Consider the following 17,561-nt stretch of genomic DNA (forward strand, 5'->3'; position numbering starts at 1 on the left):
GCTAAAACCTAGTGTCGCTACAAGGAAGAATTTTTATATATTTTGATATCATTCGGACTCTTGTTCTAGATTAGATCATAGAGAATCGCAATTCTAGATCTGATTTCTTCATTTAAATGACTAGGTTTTATAATTTTTTATTACCACTACATTAAAAATAAAACCTCTTTTCTCGATAATCTCCAATTAATATATATATATTATTTATAATAAAATATATCTTTATTGGAGATAAGGAAAAATCAGTTGTCTTCGTAATTCCTGGCTTCAGACGAGTTTGTAATGGAAGTGTAGTTTGGTATTTCCAGTCTGTACTTAGATAGCCTGACTCCCATGAAATGTAACCCCAGCATCGCAAAGATTACTAAGGGTATATCATATGGAAAAGTTATAACGTCGATTATTCCAAAGGGACCCACATAGGAGAGACCCGTCAGAAGCATTATCAGAAATATTATCCAGTAACCTGCTCTCTTCTCATCTGTAGGAAGTTTAGATATTTTAACACTAAGAATTGCAATAAATGTAATCAAAGTCAAGTAAATTGAGGTGAATACGATATTGAATCCCGATTGTACTGTAAAGTAAGCTCCAAGTAGTTCAACTACAATACTTGCTACAGTGATAATTCTAGGATACATGGCGAAGATTGAAAGACCTAGTATCGAAGCTACGGTTATGTAGAAGAGGGTAGTGAAGCCTGACCAATATATTAACAGTCCAGCTACTATTGTTGAGAGCGGTGCAATTATTTTCCATCCTCTCAAACTGTAAGGTCTAGACATCTGAGGGAGTTTGTTCCTGAACACGTGAAGTACAATCCCTCCTGTCACATAAGTTAGGACTGTAGCTAAAGTTGATATGCTAACTATTGAATACCATGATGGAATGGGCAGGAGAAACAAGGCAGCTGCAATAACTGATACAATCAACGAGATAGAAGGTATTCCTCTAAAGTTAACTCTTGAAAAGACTGACGGAAGATAACCGTTTACTGCAGAGGCATAAAACGTCCTAGCTGTTGTTCCAGTGTATATTATCCCTGTCCCAGATGGGGAGAACACTGCATCAAAAGCAAGGATAGAAACCCACACATATGACAAGATTGACGCTTCTTGAAAAAGCGAGATGATTGGAGAGTCACTTATTGACGATGTTAATAAACCGCTCCAATCTCCGTAGGGTAAACCTGCAACATTCCAATTCAGTGCACCTATAAATCCCAGTTGTAACATGGTGAAGATCAGCATCGCTATGGCTATAGATGACACCAAGGCAAAGGGTATATCTCTTTGAGGATTTCTTCCTTCTCCGCCGTACTCTATAGCTTGTCTGAAACCCAAATATGAGAAGATTATACCAGATGAAGGTATCGCAAAAAGGATTCCGTCTATTCCTCCTGGACCTGCAAGGTTATTTGGCAAAATGTAGGCGAAGTTACTCTGGTTAAAATCCAGGAAAAGCAAGATCGAAGTAATAGTAGGGATAAGTAGCTTCCACCAACCCAAACCATGACTTACCCTGCCTAACAGCTTAACTCCGAAATAATTTGCCAAGAAGAATACAACCAGGAGAACGTAAGTTAAAACTATCCCTGAGGTTGAAAGACCATTGTCGTAAAGTGAGGGGAAAAAATGGGACAAATAAGTAGTAGCAGCAACAGCCTCTATCGCCACTGTAGAAACTGCTGATATTAAGTAAATCCAAGACATAGTGAAACCAACTAGTCTTCCATGTGTCATATGGGGATACCTTACAATTCCTCCTGACGCTGGAATAGAGGATGATACTTCTGCATACGAGAAGGCTATTATAAGCATCATTAAACCGCCCAAAATCCACGCGAAAATAGACGAAGGACCTGCATAAGCCGCAGCTGCCAAAGGTGCAAATAGCCATCCAGAGCCTATTATACCTCCTAAAGAAAGGTAAGTAAGTTCCCATCTACTTAAATCCCTTCTTAACCCAGTCATTAAGTTTAAAGAAAAAGTACTCTTCTTAAAAGATTGAAAGATGATTTGAGTATAATTATTGAAGTATGTTACCTAGAAACTCTACTTTGACATTAATAAGATAGTTTAAGAAGTTCCAGTTTCGCACCGTTACTGAGTTCCTTGCTTGGGAGATAATTATCTTGTACATTATAATAGCTATACTCATTTATTGTCATCATTGCTCATAATATTCATAACTAGCGTCGTTCCAAAGAAAACTAAAGAAGATATAAAAAACTTATAAGAATATTGTGTAGATATTATATCATATCTACGTACATATATCAAGTGAAATGTATAAAATATCTTAGCTCAGGAAGAAATGTTCATCTTAGTACCTTTAAAATGAAGGTTTGCATTCTCATGAAGGTTTTAGTTTCAAGTACGCCGTTCAGGGGAGAGTAAAACACCCTAAGTTTCACCAATGAAAGGAACATTAGCATAATCACCTTTAGCAGGTTCCTTGATATCTTACTGTCAGTTTCGTCGTGGATGTAACTTATTTCGACTTCCTTAACTTGATATCCATTCCTTTTGAAAGCATAGATTAAATTAACATCGAATAAGAAGTCCTGCATCACTAGTTCGTCCTTTATAGACAAGGCTTTTCTCTTGTCAAGAACTTTAACTCCACCCTGAAAGTCCGTTAAGCCCCTTAACGAAGGAAAGAATAACTTAGTCATGAAAATGAAAGCATTATGAAGAAACTTCCTCTTAAACGGCATTCCAATGATTTTTCGTTTTACCAATACCAAATCCCCTTTCTCTATTAGTAGTTTTTCCATGTCCTCCTTCGTGATAGGCATATCCGCGTCAAGGAGTAAAACTCTTCCTGAAGATGACTTTTCTATTCCGACCTTTAATGCACCTCCTTTTCCTAGCCTACTCTTTGAAACTAATAATTTCACTGGAAACTTCTTTACTACTTGAGGGGTATTGTCATTTCCGTCAAATACAGCTACTATCTCAGTGTTAGTCAAGCTCGAGAGCTGTTTCAAAGTCTTTCCTATTCTCTTCTCTTCATTGTAAGCTGGAATTACTATAGATATCATATACCGATCAACCAGTTATTCAATAAAAGCTTTTATAGAATGATAAACGCAAATATTGATAAACTGCGTTAAGACTGAGCATTCGTGTGGAATTTTCACGTTTACTACCATTTTAACCATACACCTCTCTATACGTCATTTATTTTCTTCTTTCCCTTGATCCTTATCTCCCAATTTCTTCATTTCCCTTATAGGGCCTTTCATTGCATCCTTGACTCCATCCTTTAGGTCTTCCATGAGCTCCTTTGTTGAATCCACGGCAACCTTTGTAGTATCCTTTATTTCTCTCTCAGTTGATTTACCTAATTCAATGGACGACTTAGTTAATTCCTTTCCAATCTCTATCCCATCCTTCGTTATTCCTGAAGCTGCACTTAAAGACGACTTACCTACCTCTTTCCCTACATCAGTTAATTCCTTTACAGATTTCTTAGCCTCATCTTTTAATTCTTTCCAAACCATGTCTATACTATTGTTTGATAACATAAAATAAACTTTATTACGTAACCTAGAGACGGATTTGATCTTATAACTAAATTAATAAATCTTATATAGGAAGTTTATTTTTTCCTGAACAGGATATTTTAAATATATTTTATGAACTAAGTTGATGGAAATGTATTAAATATATTCGTGTTTGGTTTATAGATAAACCTATATTGAAAAATAAGAGCTAAAGATATGGACTCTGTTAATTCATTAATCGAGAAATTAAGATATGTAATTGTTGGAGTATACTTACTAGGATCAATAGCTGCAGTTATGTTCCTCGCTCTAGGAATAACACTGATTAACTTTCAATAGCGTTAAATGTTGACAACGGTAATTTGCTATGGAAGGCTGTTTTACCAGGAATTCCTCTTCCGCCAAAGTTCGCCGGAGCTCCTAGAGGTTCTCCAACTTACGTAGATGGTTATTTGATACAGTTAGGGGGTAATTCAATTTACGTAATGAATGCAACGACCGGCTCGTTAATTAACGTTTACAAAGTAGGCGGATTCTTCGGAATATCTAACCCTGTAATCGTGGGAAACACAATGTATCTAGTTAACAACTACGGTTGGATAATAGGAATGCCACTATCACAAATAGGAATATAGAAGGATAATAATTGCTTGTCTTATTTTAAAAATAAAAATAAAGTAAAAGATTAGGATCTAGATATATGAATTTTTTCATATTTAATTTTTACTGCAAAGGGTGCTATCCATCTCCTCATGTTGGTCTTCCGTCCCCTTTGAACTCCATGTTAAGATAAAAAAGAGAAGGGAAGAGAGGATAAAAACATACATACACAATATCCATGTTTAATGATAGTTACTAACGGAGTAAGCGTAACCAAGACGCCTTGGTTCAAGCTAGGGACTATGTGGTACGCCTCTGCTCCATTCAATAGTCCCATTTGGGACACCGATGACAATTTGAGATCGGGTCGGAACGACTCTCACTGTGGGGCTTCGTCCTCTGCGTTGCTAGGTGAAGTCATAAAGCAGGAAGCCCTGCCCGTTATGGCAGGGTAGTTCACTCCGCTCTTAGTTACATTTCATAAACCATGGAGATACAAGAGGATTACAACACCTAAATAGATTAACGACCCTATAACGAACCATAACTTCGATGACCAAAGTATGGACCCTTGAAACAAAGAATCAACTGAGAAATCTTTAGCACCACCAAGAAGGAAATATATGTCTATTGCCATTAGGAGCAGGTTTATTCCATATTCCTCTGCTCCAGTCCACGCTGCAGAGAGGAAGTATACCAAGTTAGTATAAAATGCAACAGTAGATGCTAGCTTCGTTAGAGCCCCCATCATGAAGAGAACTCCAAAGGATATCTCACCTATCATAACTAGCTGTCCAGTCAATATTGGATGGGGAAACGCTACAGCATAAAGGAATTGTTTTATAGGAGATCCCTCAGCAAAATATTGTATAGTAAATCCAACGTATTGGGACGATGTAGGGTTGAAGAAGTTAGGATTAAGAAGTTTGTCGAAAACTCCTGCGAATATCCATATTGACCCTGCAATAAGCCTGAAGATAACCATCCAATATGAACTCCTTTGAGATTCAACCACTTATCGTCACCTCAAATTTGTTAGCTATCCTATTCGATATTTTGTAGATGTAATACGCCGAGATACCCAGGATAAGCATGCCAGTAATCACTGTTGATCCCAAAGCTAAGGCTTGTAGTATACCCCCTGTCCATGTACCAAGGATGAACGTACCGTACTTCCACGCTACCCCTTTAGTTAAAGGAAGTGTACCAGAAGCTAAATAAAGCAATGAATTCATTGCAGTAGGAGTTAAACAGCATATTCCAGCGATTGTCCCTAAGGACGGCACCGAAGCAGTGAGAAATCCTCCTGCAGTAGATGTAGCAGATAGCCTGAAAGACCTTGGAACTGGAAACGAGTACAAGTTCATAGACACGTAAATTAGTGATATCATGTAATATGATAATATCAACGACAAGGTTAATACAGCGTCCACTCCAATACCCATCAACATAAGATAAGGGCTCTCCACTAAAGCCAGATTATTGCCGAACTCCAATACGTTAAATCCACTTCCCTCGTAAGTCAACATGGTGAGTTGAGTGAAGTAAGAATCTACGTTAATTCCAGGGATTAGCAATAGATCAGACGTTATCAGGTATGAAATGAAATATGAAAAAGTGTAAGCAATTACCATCCACCTTCCCACTTTGTCCCTTATCACTGCCTTAATAACGTTCCTCAACCTCATAGGACCACGTACAAGGATGAACCTGCTTCCCTTTTTCCTGTAAAGTAGAAATCCAATGATGGAGGAGAGTAAGAAGAACGCCGTTACAAACTCAATGAATGGATATAAAAACGTAACCCGTCCAGTATCAGCCATAGGAGAGTACCACAACTTGAGAACCTTAATCCCGTTTATCACTATTGGCATTAGCACGGTAGCTTCTAGGAATAAGAAAAAATAAAAGAGAGGATTTATAGCTTTCAATTCTAGACACCTTAACAGTGGAGTCCGGTGACCGGAGGTAGCAAAACGTTGTCTACTAGATAGCTTTCTGCATTCCCAGTCATAGGTAGAACTATGGAGGGAGCAGTGGTTAAAGGTACTTGTGTAGATACTGACAACGAGCTCAACGATATTAGAACTATCATACCTCCAGTCTTGACGTTTCCGTGAATTACAGTATAAGCGTATTGACCGTCAGGAGTTATGCCTATTTCTGACAGTCCTGGGGCTGAAGTTGAAGGCAGGGAAATCACTTTAACGAGAGAGAAAGAAGAAGTCGATATTACAGCTACCTCATTAGAGTCAGCTGAAGCCTCAAGATAATATGAACCGTTAGGAGTAAACGTTCCCCTCTGAGCTACTACGGTGCTGGGCATCCTGACCATACCCATGAGTGATAAGCTAGGGAGTGAGTAAAACCCTACAGAGTTATTACCTGAGAATTCGACCGCCACCATTGTTCCTTCTGGATTAGATGAAAGCATATAAGGCTCAGATCCCTGAGATGTAACCTTTACCGTTTCAACTTTTCCATTTGCTGAATTCAACATAACGATGGAATCGTTCAACTTCATTGGTATTAATAAATACTTTCCGTCTGGAGTCCATCTTACATCACATGGATACATTGTCTTGCCGTTGCTCATAGTGAAGGTCTCGCTCCAAACTTTCTGGAGGGTATGTACGTTTATTACTTCTACAACTCCTGAAGGACCGTCAGCTATTGCAACGTAGTTCATGTGAGGAGAGTATGCAACTCCTATAAAACCAATCGAGTGACCCACCGTTAGTGTATCAACTACCTTCATGTTAGTTGAATTAAATATCTCTACTGTCCCGTTGTTAAGTGGAACAAAGACGTATTGATTCAATGAAATCGTATCTCCATAAGGTATTTCCTCCCAATAATATACCTGTGCTGGAGAGTTTAAGGATATGTTGACCACATGCTGAAATCCCAGAAAGCTCTCAGCAGAAGAGGGATTAATTACCATTGCTATTCCCTTTTGAGTTAACGTGAGGAAATATAGAGATGATGGCGCACTAGAGGTTGAAGTAGACACGGTAGATACTGATGGATGAATAGAGGACGTCACACCAGGCACGTTGAGCATTAGATAAGCCGAACCGAATCCAACCGCAAGGATTACTACAAATCCAGCCAAGAGAATTAACTTGTAGTTCATAAATTAAGTAAATTAAGTAATGTATAAAAGCTTAGTCTGTTTTTAAACTCTTTTTTCAGTTATTCTTGAAAAAAGTGTTTTGTTTTTAAATTGTAACTATTAGGTCTGTCTTATCTAGAATTGCTTTATAAAAGTCTGGAAAGCATCCGATCCTTGCCTCTTCTATCAGTTTATCTGCAAGGTTTCTCATAAACGTACATTGATCGCAGGCTTGAAGGTAAATTCCCATGGATTTACTGAGCGAAGAGAGCCTTTCAGCTATAGGGTTACCCTTCATGAGCAAGTAAACGTTGTTATCAATGAAGAACATGCCAGAGACACCTACACCATGTCTCCCCTCCTCAAGTTGTGGTATTATCATTTGTCCTAGAATATAGCTGCCCAAAGAGGACTCCACAATGTAGGATACCCTTCTATCAGTTGACAATCCTTAACACCTCCTTCACGGTTTGGATAATTAGGTCATTTACCGTAAGTCCTTTTATTCTCTTAATTCTCTCGAGGATCTGCTTCTCGTTCTTGTTACCCTTGTTTATTTCTTCCAAGGTAGCCTCTAATGTTATAATCAATACTGCACATTGATCGCACTGGTACTTGAATTTCCCTTCATCCTGAAATATCTTGAATTTCCTTCCTTGCACCTCTCCGCGTCCAGTCTCTTTTCCTTTCCCTCTAAACACTTGTCTAGCTAGAAAATCAGATACATATTTCCTTTCGGTTACACAACCACAGGAGTCCATATATCAAACATTTAGCTTAAAGGTTAATAAGTATTATAATTTTTAAAAAAAATTATAAATTATAAATATAATTGATTTAATAACAGATAAAATAAGACGTAACTCCTTGACTTTTTTCTTAAAAAAATATTGAAATAAATGATAGATTTTTAAGTTTAAGGAAATAGTATATATCTTAAGGGTGTCCAATTGAGGGCTAGAATTAACCCAGAACACATTGACGTGTTCAAGGACATAAAGAAGAGTGCATTAGTTTACGGACTTAGGGAAGTGAAGAAAATGGACTACGGATACTCAGCTAAGTTAAGATGGATGAGTTCGTCTTTGAATGTGTTCGCGTATGTTAAAGGAAACCAAGTTAAGATAGTTGAGGAGAACGGAAAGTTCGTAGTCACGGTTGATCTTGCAGTAGATGCTGAAGTTAAGGTAGATTGTGTCTCAATTTCATCGATTGTTTTCAAGCCCATGGAGTGGAGAATAGCTAAGAATTTGGAGAAGTATTCTTCCTTTTTGAACAATGTGAATAACGTAAAGTCCATGAAGGAAAGGAAAACTCGAATACAACTTTTCGCTTCTACACCCATGAGACGGCTTGACTTGAGGGGAGTGACATGCCCTGTCCCTGAGATAGAGACGAAGAAGGCTATACTCTCAGCAAAACCATATGAAACAATAGAGGTTCTAGTAGATAATCCCCCTGCAATAATGTACACGCTTCCAGAGGTAGCCAAAAGCTTCAACTGTAAATACGAAATAGAGGACAACGGAGATTATGCAACGTTCACGTTCATTTGCGGTGGAACTGCTGACACTCCAATTGATTTATCTAGAGTAAAAGATATAATTAGAGATGAAAGAGGAATAGGAAAACTTTACATGTACTTCAACAAAATAAAGGAAGAAAGAAATGTGGAATCTTTCCTTCCTTCGTTTCTAGAAGCCGAAGGAAAGGCCATGATAGTTGCGTCCCCCGAGGGAAGAGGATGGTTATTAACTGCAGTGATTGAAGGCAACAAGTTAATATCTGCAAGGCTAGACTACGGAAACACTAAGCTATTTGATGAGGACGCAATAAACATGGTTACAGGAAATGTTGGGTTGATACACATTTTCTATTTGATACATGATGACTCTGAAGGAAAAAATCATAAGGACAGTGATTCTAATGAAGGTGGAAGTTAATTTAATGGGACTTTGTTGTTCAGTTCCACAGCTGATCGTTTATTCAAAGTTAAAGAAAATGAAGGAAGGAGACCTTCTAGATATAATTGTTGAGAAAGGATCATCTCAAGAACATGACATTATGATGGTATTACAGAAATTCGGTTTTAGGACAGAAGTATCAGAAAAGGATGACTGTAGACGCTACTTAGTTCACGTGGGAGACTTAGGTGAAATAACGTCAAGTTTTACCTGAACTGAAGATAGTTTAACTACTTTTTTACAAACAAGTTTAATAAAGGATTTAAAAAGACTGAATACTTAAATAAGTTAAAAAAACTTGTTTAGTTTAGGTGCATAAAATGAGTGAAGAACTCAAAACTAAAAAGCCGGACGAAGTGGTGGATGTTAGAGGTGAATCATGTCCTATTCCAGAGATGACCGCTGGTAAAAAATTAAAGAAAATGAAGGTTGGTCAGGTTTTAGAGATCCTGACCGATCACCAGCCCGCGGTTGACGTTACCTTACCGTCTCTAGCTAAGTCTAATGGGTATCCTTACACTATAATAAAAGAAGGGGAGGTATACAAGTTTAGGATTCAAAAGGTGAGCTAATCTTGCCACCTATGGTGCTAGAGCCGGTTTTTTCTTACGGCTGGCCCATTGTTTTTGGAGTTTTCGCACTTTCAGGATTCATTTTAGGCTGGTCAGCACAGAGAGGTAACTATTGCTTCGTCAACGCAATGACTTCGGTTTTTACGGTAAGAAGTTATGAGAGGTTCGGCGCACTTCTTCTGCTCTTCGGTTTATCAGCCTTAGGTGCAGGGTTGCTGGTAGGGATAGGACTTATTCCCGCTAGCGATCAATATTACTTCAATTACTTCGGAGGATGGTACATCCTCGTTGGATCTATAATATTCGGCTTCGGAGCTGCTCTGGCTGGAGGGTGCAATTTATCTATGTTGTATAGGGCAGCTTCTGGATACGTGCAAAACTGGATAGAGCTCTTTGGCATGATGATAGGAACGTATATTTTCGCCATAGCTATATGGCCTTTCCAGCTCTACACAATGGAGAATGGAATTTTCTCCACAACGTCAGGAGGATACGTGGAGTATCTACCCTACCTTATATTCCATAATGTTTCTAACTTGTCGGTCATGATAACAACACTTATCTACTCGATTCCTCTAATAGGATTAGGAATTTATTTACAGATTAGAACAAAAAAGAAGTGGAAGATGATGAGTTCCATGTCAAAGGGAATGATGCCATCCATTCCGAAGATAAAAGCTATGGGATCTCCTGTTCCTACTTCAATAAAGAGAATGGAAATAGGGAAAGAGGCGAAGGACTTATTATTTTTGAAGAAACCTTACGGAACTAACCTTACTACGGTAATTCTAGCTTTAGATATGTTGCTAGTTTTCGTAATAGGTGCGGGATATACTTTTAACTATTTGGTAATTACGTCGTCCGATGGGGGAAGATTCTTTGAATATATTTTGTTCCTTTTTGGGCAGCACTTGTTTCTTACTACTCCATGGTTTAACGACTCTCTCCCAATAGTTGATACCAGCACCTTAATGGTAGTGATGCTTTGTGTGGGAGCGTTCTTCTCCTCATACTTAAGTGGAGACTTCAAAATAAGGATACCAAAGGAAAAGAAGAGATTATTTATAGGCTTCGTTGGAGGAATTCTAGTTGGAATAGGTGTCAGAATGGCACTAGGATGCAACGTAGGACTAATGTGGACTAACTTCGCGCAGATAGGCTACGACGGAATAATATTCATATTTGGCATGTTGGGAGGAGTCTATTTAGCGGTAAAAGTTCAGGAGAGGTTATAAAAATGTCTCTAAATGTAAACCCTGTATATGTTAGAAGGTTACTTGCTCCTATAGTGCTTTCCTTGTTTGCGGTGGCGTGGTACAAGTTCAGCTTTATATATTTAACTGCCTCAAATGAGTTAGCCATAGCCCACGGCGACTACGCAGTTTATGTAGTACCAGAGCAGTTACAAGGATATTTAACCGCAACCCTCTGGATATGTTACTTCCTAGTGTTTGCAGGTCTTACTGTATTTTGGTATAATCTAGTAAAGATAGTTCAAGGACTTAACGGTGAAACTTGGACATTTGGAGGAATAGACGTGATAATGCCAGTAGTTTTAGCTGTTGAATTTGATACGTTTTTCTATTTATTCCGTGGGATAACTCCTATGGATTTAAGAATAATAGGTTATTCGATTGTAATAGTCTTTCTCATGTGGTTTTGGTATGCACTTGTAAAGTTTATAAGGGTGAAGGAAAATGGGTGAAAAGTTTTCATTCTTCATGGTTTCAGGAGATTTGGAAAAATTATACATGGGAATAATAACTGCTATTGGATATGTCTCAGGAGGTAGCGAAGTTTATATGTTCTTCACGATGGATGCTTTAAAAAGCTTAACAAAGGAAAACGAAAAAATGCTTCTAAATAACGCTAAACCCCTTTCTTACTACCTTAACAGCCTAATAGAGTTAGGTGAAGAGAGTTTAGAGATAGCAGCTTGTGAATTCGGAATGAGAGTTAAAGGAATTAAGGAGGAGGATCTGATGCCTAAAGTTAAGGTAAGCGGAGTCTCAGAATTTGCCTTCAAGAGCTCCAACTCCAAGTCAATACTTGTTTTTTAATAAAGCCTAACTTTCCTTCGCAGTTTTTATTTTAAAAACTTCTCATTTCATTTAGATATATTAGTAGTAATAATAGGAATAGTGGTTTTTTCCACATTTTCTTCACAATTAGCTAGATTATAGATTATAATCAAAAATATTTTTTAAAAATGATTATACCTATATGAAAACTGTATGTGTAATTTACTTTAATCTCAACTTATTTATAGATATTAACTTCTTAACATGCTTTGGTTCTCTGGCTGATACTGTTGCCCAAGCAAATAGTGCCAATAAAGGATAGAATACCATATATTCCAAATTGGCTCTAGTGAAAGTCATTATAACAAACATTGGAAATAGTAATATTCCTTCCCTCAACCTATAATAGATAAGAAGGGAAATTATCAAAGATAAGATGAACACTATGTAAGGTAGGAGTTCTATCGATGATATTGGCCATTGCGAGTGAAAAAGATAGACCGTCAATATAGAAGAAAAGCTAACGCCGTCTACGGGTAACTTGAAAATTATTGGAAATAGCATCATTTGCAGTGTCTTAGGATAAAGTACTAGGAAAGGCAACGTTATAATTGAACCGGCAGTAATAGAAGAGAAGAGGAATTTCTTGAAATATGTATTATCCATCTCAAAATATATTAAAATCCAAATAAAAGGAATCAGAACTGTAGCCTCAGGCATCATTACAGCTGCAACTCCGCTTAAAGTTCCGGCTAAGATGGGAATCCTCCTTAAAGCTATTGCAAGAACAATTATTGATACCCAAGGTGTTATATCGCTTGAAAAGGCCTCGCCAAAGAAGGAAATGAAGATACCTGAAAGCAAAGCGACTGCTGTGTAAAGCATCATCTTCTCATCATGAATAGAAATAAACAAGGCTACAATTGACACTGAGTACATAATTGATTCCCAAAAACTTATGGGAATATTAAGCAGATGTGCAGGTGCTAAAACTATTGCTAAACCTGGAGGGTAATCATAGAAAGTAACGTAATTAACCTTTACTCCCAGGTCAAAGTAAGGTCCTGATGGATCATAGTACGGGGTAAACACCGGAGTAGGTTTCAAAGATGACGGATCCATAGGAGTATTTGAATACTTGAAGGCTAGGAAAAGCTTTCCAAAATTTGGATCAGATATCATCTGATGGAAGAAATTGAAAAGATATGGATTCTGGCCTTGAGAGATAGCTTGTGAGGCTAATGACATTAATAAGTACGCGTCACTTTCGTAGTTATGTCCCATCACTATGTACCAAAGACCGTTTAAAAAGTACGCTGAGATTGCTAAGGATATTCCGAGCATTCCTACAGTTGTGAAAAATAATACTCCCCATTGTAAAAACCTCTCCCTAATTCTATCTATGAACCTAGTTGATCTTTCAATTAGCAATGATAAAGGAATTATAAATAAGACTGTCAATATTGACAAGAAAAGCAAAAGAGAATTAACGTTAGGAGTCATGAAAGCATATTGTGCTAGGAAAAGTATTGAAAGTCCAGCGAGTCCAATGCTAAAGGAAGAAAACATCCATAGCTCAGATCTAGTCTCGTTTATATTAACCTCGCCGAAGAAGCCAGTCATCACTGCAATTAAGGCTATGAAAGGAAAATACATGAAGTACTGTGGCTCTGGTCTATACCACCAGAAGAATGCTATTGAAGGAATTATGAAGGAAACGAATCCTAACTTACGGGAAATAGAAAGTAATAGCCCTGCTATCAATACAGTAACCAATATAGCAGTTTGTACGTCCTTAGGAATGAATATTCCCAAAAACTGAAGACTTGTGATACCTGGACCACCATCTAGGGGTCTTAGGTTCAGGGTCAACGGTGCCATCACGTCCTTTATCATTGCTTTAGGATCGCTTATTAGGAAAGGAATCGTAGGAAACACTGCCGTGGAAATTGCACCGTAAATCATTTTCGAGACGTTATATCCCATCTTTTTTGCCTCTATGAGGTAAAACAACGAAAACGGTAGTACATAGATCTTGAACGTAGAAGCCCATCCCAACATTGCTCCAGCCAGAAGCGGGTAGTCAGGATAGGAGACCGCTATTAATAATGGAACTATCCATCCTGCAGATGGTACGGGCATCACTGCAGGTTCCAGGAAAATGAACATTGAGCCAGCTATAACAGCTGGAAAGATATATTTTGAGTTTCCTTTCATTCTCCTAAACGAAAGGAAAAGACCGCTAGAGTAAACTAACGCATTCCAGACTACGCCAGACATACCTAACAAGACTGCAGGAACGTAAAATAGAGCTGCTTGAGGAAGATAATCGAAGAAATCAACGAATCCTACTACCTTATTAAGGGTATATGGCGGAGCATTGCTTCCATATATTAGGGTATATTGCTGAGGAGGTAAAACTGAGAGCATATAGTTATGAAGGTTTACCGTGTAAGGATTTATTCCATGAACTATTTCCCATGCCGAAAAGGTTTGAATTACGTACTCATCAGTTTTTGCTGGTAACGGTAACATGACTTCAATTGGAGCTACACCTAAATAGAATACCCTTGTCACTATTATGACAGAAACTAAAGCTGATAAAACCATGAAAGGAAGAATCTTCTGTAAGTTAACTTTTAACCTAGAGAGCGTAATTATCAAGATGCCTAAAGAAAATATGCCTATAGACGTTAATACTATTGGTCCGTGAACATAATACCAATAAATTGGGTATGTGGAGCCAGCTAATTTGACCATGCCGGCTAACTTATAGGTCCCCGCGTTTCCATAAAAGAATACACTAAGACCTATTAAGTCCGTTCCTATTAAAATGGCAAGAATTCTCTTCAAGTCAAAGTAAGATTTTCCCTCTAGCACACGGAAGAAAAAAACTGTTTAGCTAATAAAGTCTGTCGAAAGAAACTAGTTAAAATAATTTAAATAATTTTACTTAGTAATTGCCCTTTCCTAGATTATTATTATTATTTATTAAATTAAAAGTTACTATAGTAAAACTTTCGAATTATATGAATTTAACTGCAACTTCTGCGAAACTTCCATTCATGAAGAAAAGCCTAATCATATAAGTCCTTCCGGGGTTGCCTTGAAATGCCGTAAAAATTATGGAGACATTATTGTTACCTGGTGATAGTTGAAGTGGAATAATAGAAGTAGAAGTAGATATAATAATGCTGCCGTCCATGAGATGTGCTTCCCTTATCTGAATGGGAGCTTGAGAAAATAGAGTAAAGAAGGCTTGTCCCATAGAATTTATAGTTCCCACTCCTATTTGATATGGAACAAATCCCACTTGGTTTTGAACGTAATTGGGTTGATACTGTTGATAATTGTTATAACTGTTGAACGACGTAATGACATTTTCGTTTATTCCTAACCATGTAAGGAAATATCCTATGAACTCTAAGAAAGGAATAGCAACGAATATACCTCCGACTCTGATAACGTCGTTATTTATTCTATTCCCTAGATTGTAGAACGCTATACCAGTAAGTATTCCTCCCACCAAAAGAAGAATTAACGATATTAGCGATAAAAATCCGAAACCTGCTAATACTCCTATTTCTCCCCTTAAAGCTCTTAAGGATAGAGGCGAAGGAACTACTCCACTTAATATTAATCTACCTAAAAAAACTAAAATTAGAATCGACGAAATAAGCAAGATAACGAGACCCGCAGTTATCAAGTATACTCCCGTTCTTCCAGACGTTCGTAAGCCAACTCTGTTCATGGATCCGAAGCCATTAAGTAGGTAATATAATCCAACGAAACCTAATGCTATCCCAACAAAGCCCAGAAATACAAATAGTCTCGACAGTATTTCAAATAGTAATAGTCCTACTCCAGAAAGCAATGAACCAGTCTTAAGATTATTCAAACCTTTTTTCATTTCAAAGTCCATATGAATATATCTGCAAAAGTTAGATAAAATTCTTACCTTAAGTTGTAACTTCGAAATAGAGTTTTTTATATAAAAAATATAGGGTTTAAATTTTAAGAATTTTTTATAAAATGCGATTAAAAGTTCTCAATGATAAGTATTTAACATGACATCCGTTGCAGAAGTAATAGCAAAGGTCCTTGAAGAGAACGGAATAGAGAGAGTTTACGGAGTTCCAGGGGATTCTATAGATCCTTTCGTAGATGCAATTAGACAATCGAAGAGGATAAAGTATATTCAGGTTAGACATGAAGAGGGTGCGGCTTTTGCGGCTGGAGCTGAAGCGAAGATAACGGGAAAGCCTGCGGTTTGCATGGGCACTTCAGGACCTGGATCAATACATCTAATCAACGGACTTTATGATGCAAAGATGGATCATATACCATTGATAGCATTAACGGGACAAGTTGAAACTGACATGTTGGGTCACGATTACTTCCAGGAAGTGAACCTACTGAAGCTCATGGACGACGTTTCAGTGTTCAATGAAATGGTGATAGATCCTAAGAATGCCGAATATCTTATTAGGAGAGCAATAAGGGAAGCCGTAACCAAGAAGGGGGTTGCACATCTAAACCTACCAGTTAACGTGCTCAGGATGAGCACAGATTACCACAAGGCTGAGGAGACAAAGACCCCTGAGATGGACTACATTATAGACTTCACTGATGTTGTAAACATGATTAATGAGGCTAAGAAGCCAGCGATCCTAATTGGAGGAGGTAGCAGAGGAGCCTCAACTGAAATAAACCAGTTCGCCGAGAAAATTGGATCACCGGTAATCTACGCTTTAAATGGAAAAGGTGTGCTTCCTGACGATGATCCCAAGGTTATGGGAGGATTAGGTCTTCTTGGATCTAAGCCGTCAATGGAGGCTATCGACCATACTGATCTTCTCATAATGTTAGGTACTTCTTTCCCTTATGTGAATTTCTTTCCTAAGGACATAAAGGTAATTCAAGTTGACATTGATCCTTCCAACATGGGAAAAAGAATTCATCCTAACGTAAAATTTCCCGTTCCAGTAAGGTCATTCCTTAAGATTAGGGAAAAGGTGAAAGAAAAAGAAGAGAAATATTATCATAAGATGAAAGAAATTAAGGAGGACTGGTTGAAGGATCTCGAGAAACAAGAAAATGAACGCTCATCTCCCCTTAAACCCCAGAGGGTTGCACGCCTAATTTCTCAGAGATGCGAAAAGGATGCAGTCATAGTAACTGACGTAGGTAATGTTACAATGTGGACGGCTAGGCATTTTAGAGCCAGCGGAAAACAGACCTTCATCTTCTCTCCTTGGCTCGGTTCAATGGGGGTCGGAATTCCTTCCGCAGTTGGAGCTTCACTTGCAACGGGAAAACAAGTAATAGCCTTCGTAGGTGATGGAGGATTTGCAATGACAATGATGGAGATGATCACTGCAAGGAAGTACAATCTACCGATAAAGATCATAGTTTATAACAATTCAAAACTAGGCATGATAAAGTTCGAACAAGAGGTAATGGGATATCCTGAGTGGGGAGTCGACTTGTGGAATCCAGACTTCATGAAGTTGTCAGATGCAATGGGATTCGTTGGAATGAGGATGAGCGACTTCGATGAAAGCGAGAGCGTAGTAGAGAAATTTCTTAACCTGAAGGAGCCAGCTCTCCTTGAGGCGGTTGTTGACCCGAACGAGAGACCTATGCCGCCTAAGTTGACCTTCTCTCAGGCCGAAAAATACGTAATCTCCATTTTCAGGGAGAGGCTAGAGAAATTATGATGGTAATAATAGAAGGAGGATATATTTTTCCTTTATTTTTCTTCCATTCCGCGTCATC

Annotated in this window: 20 protein-coding genes; 10 read left to right on the forward strand and 10 right to left on the reverse strand. The window is 38.0% G+C overall.

The genetic code is table 11. The features are described from left to right. Window positions 1–242: 242 nt before the first annotated feature. The 3 genes from RQ359_RS09955 to RQ359_RS09965 form a co-directional block, all read right to left on the reverse strand. Window positions 243–1,973, reverse strand: a complete 1,731-nt coding sequence (locus RQ359_RS09955; protein ID WP_156016591.1) for an APC family permease — start codon at window positions 1,971–1,973, stop codon at window positions 243–245. A gap of 347 nt (window positions 1,974–2,320) precedes the next feature. Then, entirely contained in the window at window positions 2,321–3,046 is a 726-nt protein-coding gene (locus tag RQ359_RS09960) for a glycosyltransferase (protein WP_054839202.1), read from the reverse strand. A gap of 135 nt (window positions 3,047–3,181) precedes the next feature. Continuing rightward, entirely contained in the window at window positions 3,182–3,508 is a 327-nt protein-coding gene (locus tag RQ359_RS09965; protein WP_054839201.1) for a hypothetical protein, read from the reverse strand. 219 nt (window positions 3,509–3,727) lie between these two features. Between RQ359_RS09965 and RQ359_RS09970 the strand changes: the two genes are divergently transcribed. The 3 genes from RQ359_RS09970 to RQ359_RS09980 all read left to right on the forward strand — a co-directional run bounded on the left by RQ359_RS09970 (window position 3,728) and on the right by RQ359_RS09980 (window position 4,566). Next, window positions 3,728–3,850, forward strand: coding sequence for a hypothetical protein (locus RQ359_RS09970; protein ID WP_256202160.1), 123 nt, complete (start codon window positions 3,728–3,730; stop codon window positions 3,848–3,850). Window positions 3,851–3,873: 23 nt separating this feature from the next. After that, window positions 3,874–4,146, forward strand: coding sequence for a hypothetical protein (locus RQ359_RS09975; protein WP_156016589.1), 273 nt, complete (start codon window positions 3,874–3,876; stop codon window positions 4,144–4,146). Window positions 4,147–4,356: 210 nt separating this feature from the next. Then, complete coding sequence (locus RQ359_RS09980; protein ID WP_054839199.1) at window positions 4,357–4,566, forward strand: hypothetical protein; 210 nt, start codon at window positions 4,357–4,359, stop codon at window positions 4,564–4,566. A 23-nt stretch (window positions 4,567–4,589) separates the two neighbouring features. On the opposite strand, the gene RQ359_RS09985 is transcribed toward RQ359_RS09980, so the two are convergent. The 5 genes from RQ359_RS09985 to RQ359_RS10005 all read right to left on the reverse strand — a co-directional run bounded on the left by RQ359_RS09985 (window position 4,590) and on the right by RQ359_RS10005 (window position 7,987). Then, entirely contained in the window at window positions 4,590–5,126 is a 537-nt protein-coding gene (locus RQ359_RS09985) for a TQO small subunit DoxD (RefSeq protein WP_054839198.1), read from the reverse strand. After that, the gene (locus tag RQ359_RS09990; RefSeq protein WP_054839197.1) at window positions 5,119–6,042 is read right to left on the reverse strand and encodes a hypothetical protein; all 924 of its coding nucleotides are present in this window, start codon (window positions 6,040–6,042) and stop codon (window positions 5,119–5,121) included. Before RQ359_RS09990 ends, RQ359_RS09985 begins: the two co-directional genes overlap by 8 nt. An 11-nt stretch (window positions 6,043–6,053) precedes the next feature. Continuing rightward, window positions 6,054–7,247, reverse strand: a complete 1,194-nt coding sequence (locus tag RQ359_RS09995; RefSeq protein ID WP_054839196.1) for a YncE family protein — start codon at window positions 7,245–7,247, stop codon at window positions 6,054–6,056. A gap of 85 nt (window positions 7,248–7,332) precedes the next feature. Further along, entirely contained in the window at window positions 7,333–7,608 is a 276-nt protein-coding gene (locus tag RQ359_RS10000) for a DsrE-related protein (RefSeq protein ID WP_156017933.1), read from the reverse strand. A 55-nt stretch (window positions 7,609–7,663) separates the two neighbouring features. Next, the gene (locus tag RQ359_RS10005; RefSeq protein ID WP_054839195.1) at window positions 7,664–7,987 is read right to left on the reverse strand and encodes a hypothetical protein; all 324 of its coding nucleotides are present in this window, start codon (window positions 7,985–7,987) and stop codon (window positions 7,664–7,666) included. 189 nt (window positions 7,988–8,176) lie between these two features. Between RQ359_RS10005 and RQ359_RS10010 the strand changes: the two genes are divergently transcribed. From RQ359_RS10010 to RQ359_RS10035, 6 genes are all read left to right on the forward strand, one after another. Beyond that, window positions 8,177–9,169, forward strand: coding sequence for a sulfurtransferase TusA family protein (locus tag RQ359_RS10010; RefSeq protein ID WP_054838913.1), 993 nt, complete (start codon window positions 8,177–8,179; stop codon window positions 9,167–9,169). Beyond that, the gene (locus RQ359_RS10015) at window positions 9,153–9,404 is read left to right on the forward strand and encodes a sulfurtransferase TusA family protein (protein WP_054838912.1); all 252 of its coding nucleotides are present in this window, start codon (window positions 9,153–9,155) and stop codon (window positions 9,402–9,404) included. The genes RQ359_RS10010 and RQ359_RS10015 overlap by 17 nt, the downstream gene beginning before the upstream one ends. 106 nt (window positions 9,405–9,510) lie before the next feature. Beyond that, on the forward strand, window positions 9,511–9,762 hold the full coding sequence (locus RQ359_RS10020) for a sulfurtransferase TusA family protein (protein WP_156016587.1): 252 nt from the start codon (window positions 9,511–9,513) through the stop codon (window positions 9,760–9,762). Between the two features lie 2 nt (window positions 9,763–9,764). Beyond that, a complete protein-coding gene (locus tag RQ359_RS10025) occupies window positions 9,765–10,997 on the forward strand; it encodes a YeeE/YedE thiosulfate transporter family protein (protein ID WP_156016585.1) in 1,233 nt (410 codons plus the stop codon). Between the two features lie 2 nt (window positions 10,998–10,999). After that, a complete protein-coding gene (locus tag RQ359_RS10030; protein WP_240900060.1) occupies window positions 11,000–11,467 on the forward strand; it encodes a hypothetical protein in 468 nt (155 codons plus the stop codon). Then, entirely contained in the window at window positions 11,460–11,822 is a 363-nt protein-coding gene (locus RQ359_RS10035; protein WP_156016582.1) for a DsrE family protein, read from the forward strand. The genes RQ359_RS10030 and RQ359_RS10035 overlap by 8 nt, the downstream gene beginning before the upstream one ends. A 183-nt stretch (window positions 11,823–12,005) precedes the next feature. On the opposite strand, the gene RQ359_RS10040 is transcribed toward RQ359_RS10035, so the two are convergent. Together RQ359_RS10040 and RQ359_RS10045 are read right to left on the reverse strand one after the other, a co-directional pair. Beyond that, window positions 12,006–14,663 (reverse strand): hypothetical protein, encoded by a 2,658-nt coding sequence (locus RQ359_RS10040; RefSeq protein ID WP_156016580.1) that lies wholly within the window; start codon window positions 14,661–14,663, stop codon window positions 12,006–12,008. A gap of 145 nt (window positions 14,664–14,808) precedes the next feature. Then, a complete protein-coding gene (locus tag RQ359_RS10045; RefSeq protein WP_156016578.1) occupies window positions 14,809–15,705 on the reverse strand; it encodes a DUF973 family protein in 897 nt (298 codons plus the stop codon). A 145-nt stretch (window positions 15,706–15,850) separates the two neighbouring features. On the opposite strand from RQ359_RS10045, the gene RQ359_RS10050 reads away from it, so the two are divergent. Further along, window positions 15,851–17,503 carry a thiamine pyrophosphate-dependent enzyme gene (locus RQ359_RS10050; RefSeq protein ID WP_054838907.1) on the forward strand — a complete coding sequence of 551 codons (1,653 nt, stop codon included), beginning with the start codon at window positions 15,851–15,853 and terminating at the stop codon, window positions 17,501–17,503. The last annotated feature ends 58 nt before the right edge of the window (window positions 17,504–17,561 follow it).

The sequence above is a fragment of the Sulfuracidifex metallicus DSM 6482 = JCM 9184 genome (genome assembly GCA_032834875.1).
Lineage (GTDB): Archaea > Thermoproteota > Thermoprotei_A > Sulfolobales > Sulfolobaceae > Sulfuracidifex > Sulfuracidifex metallicus.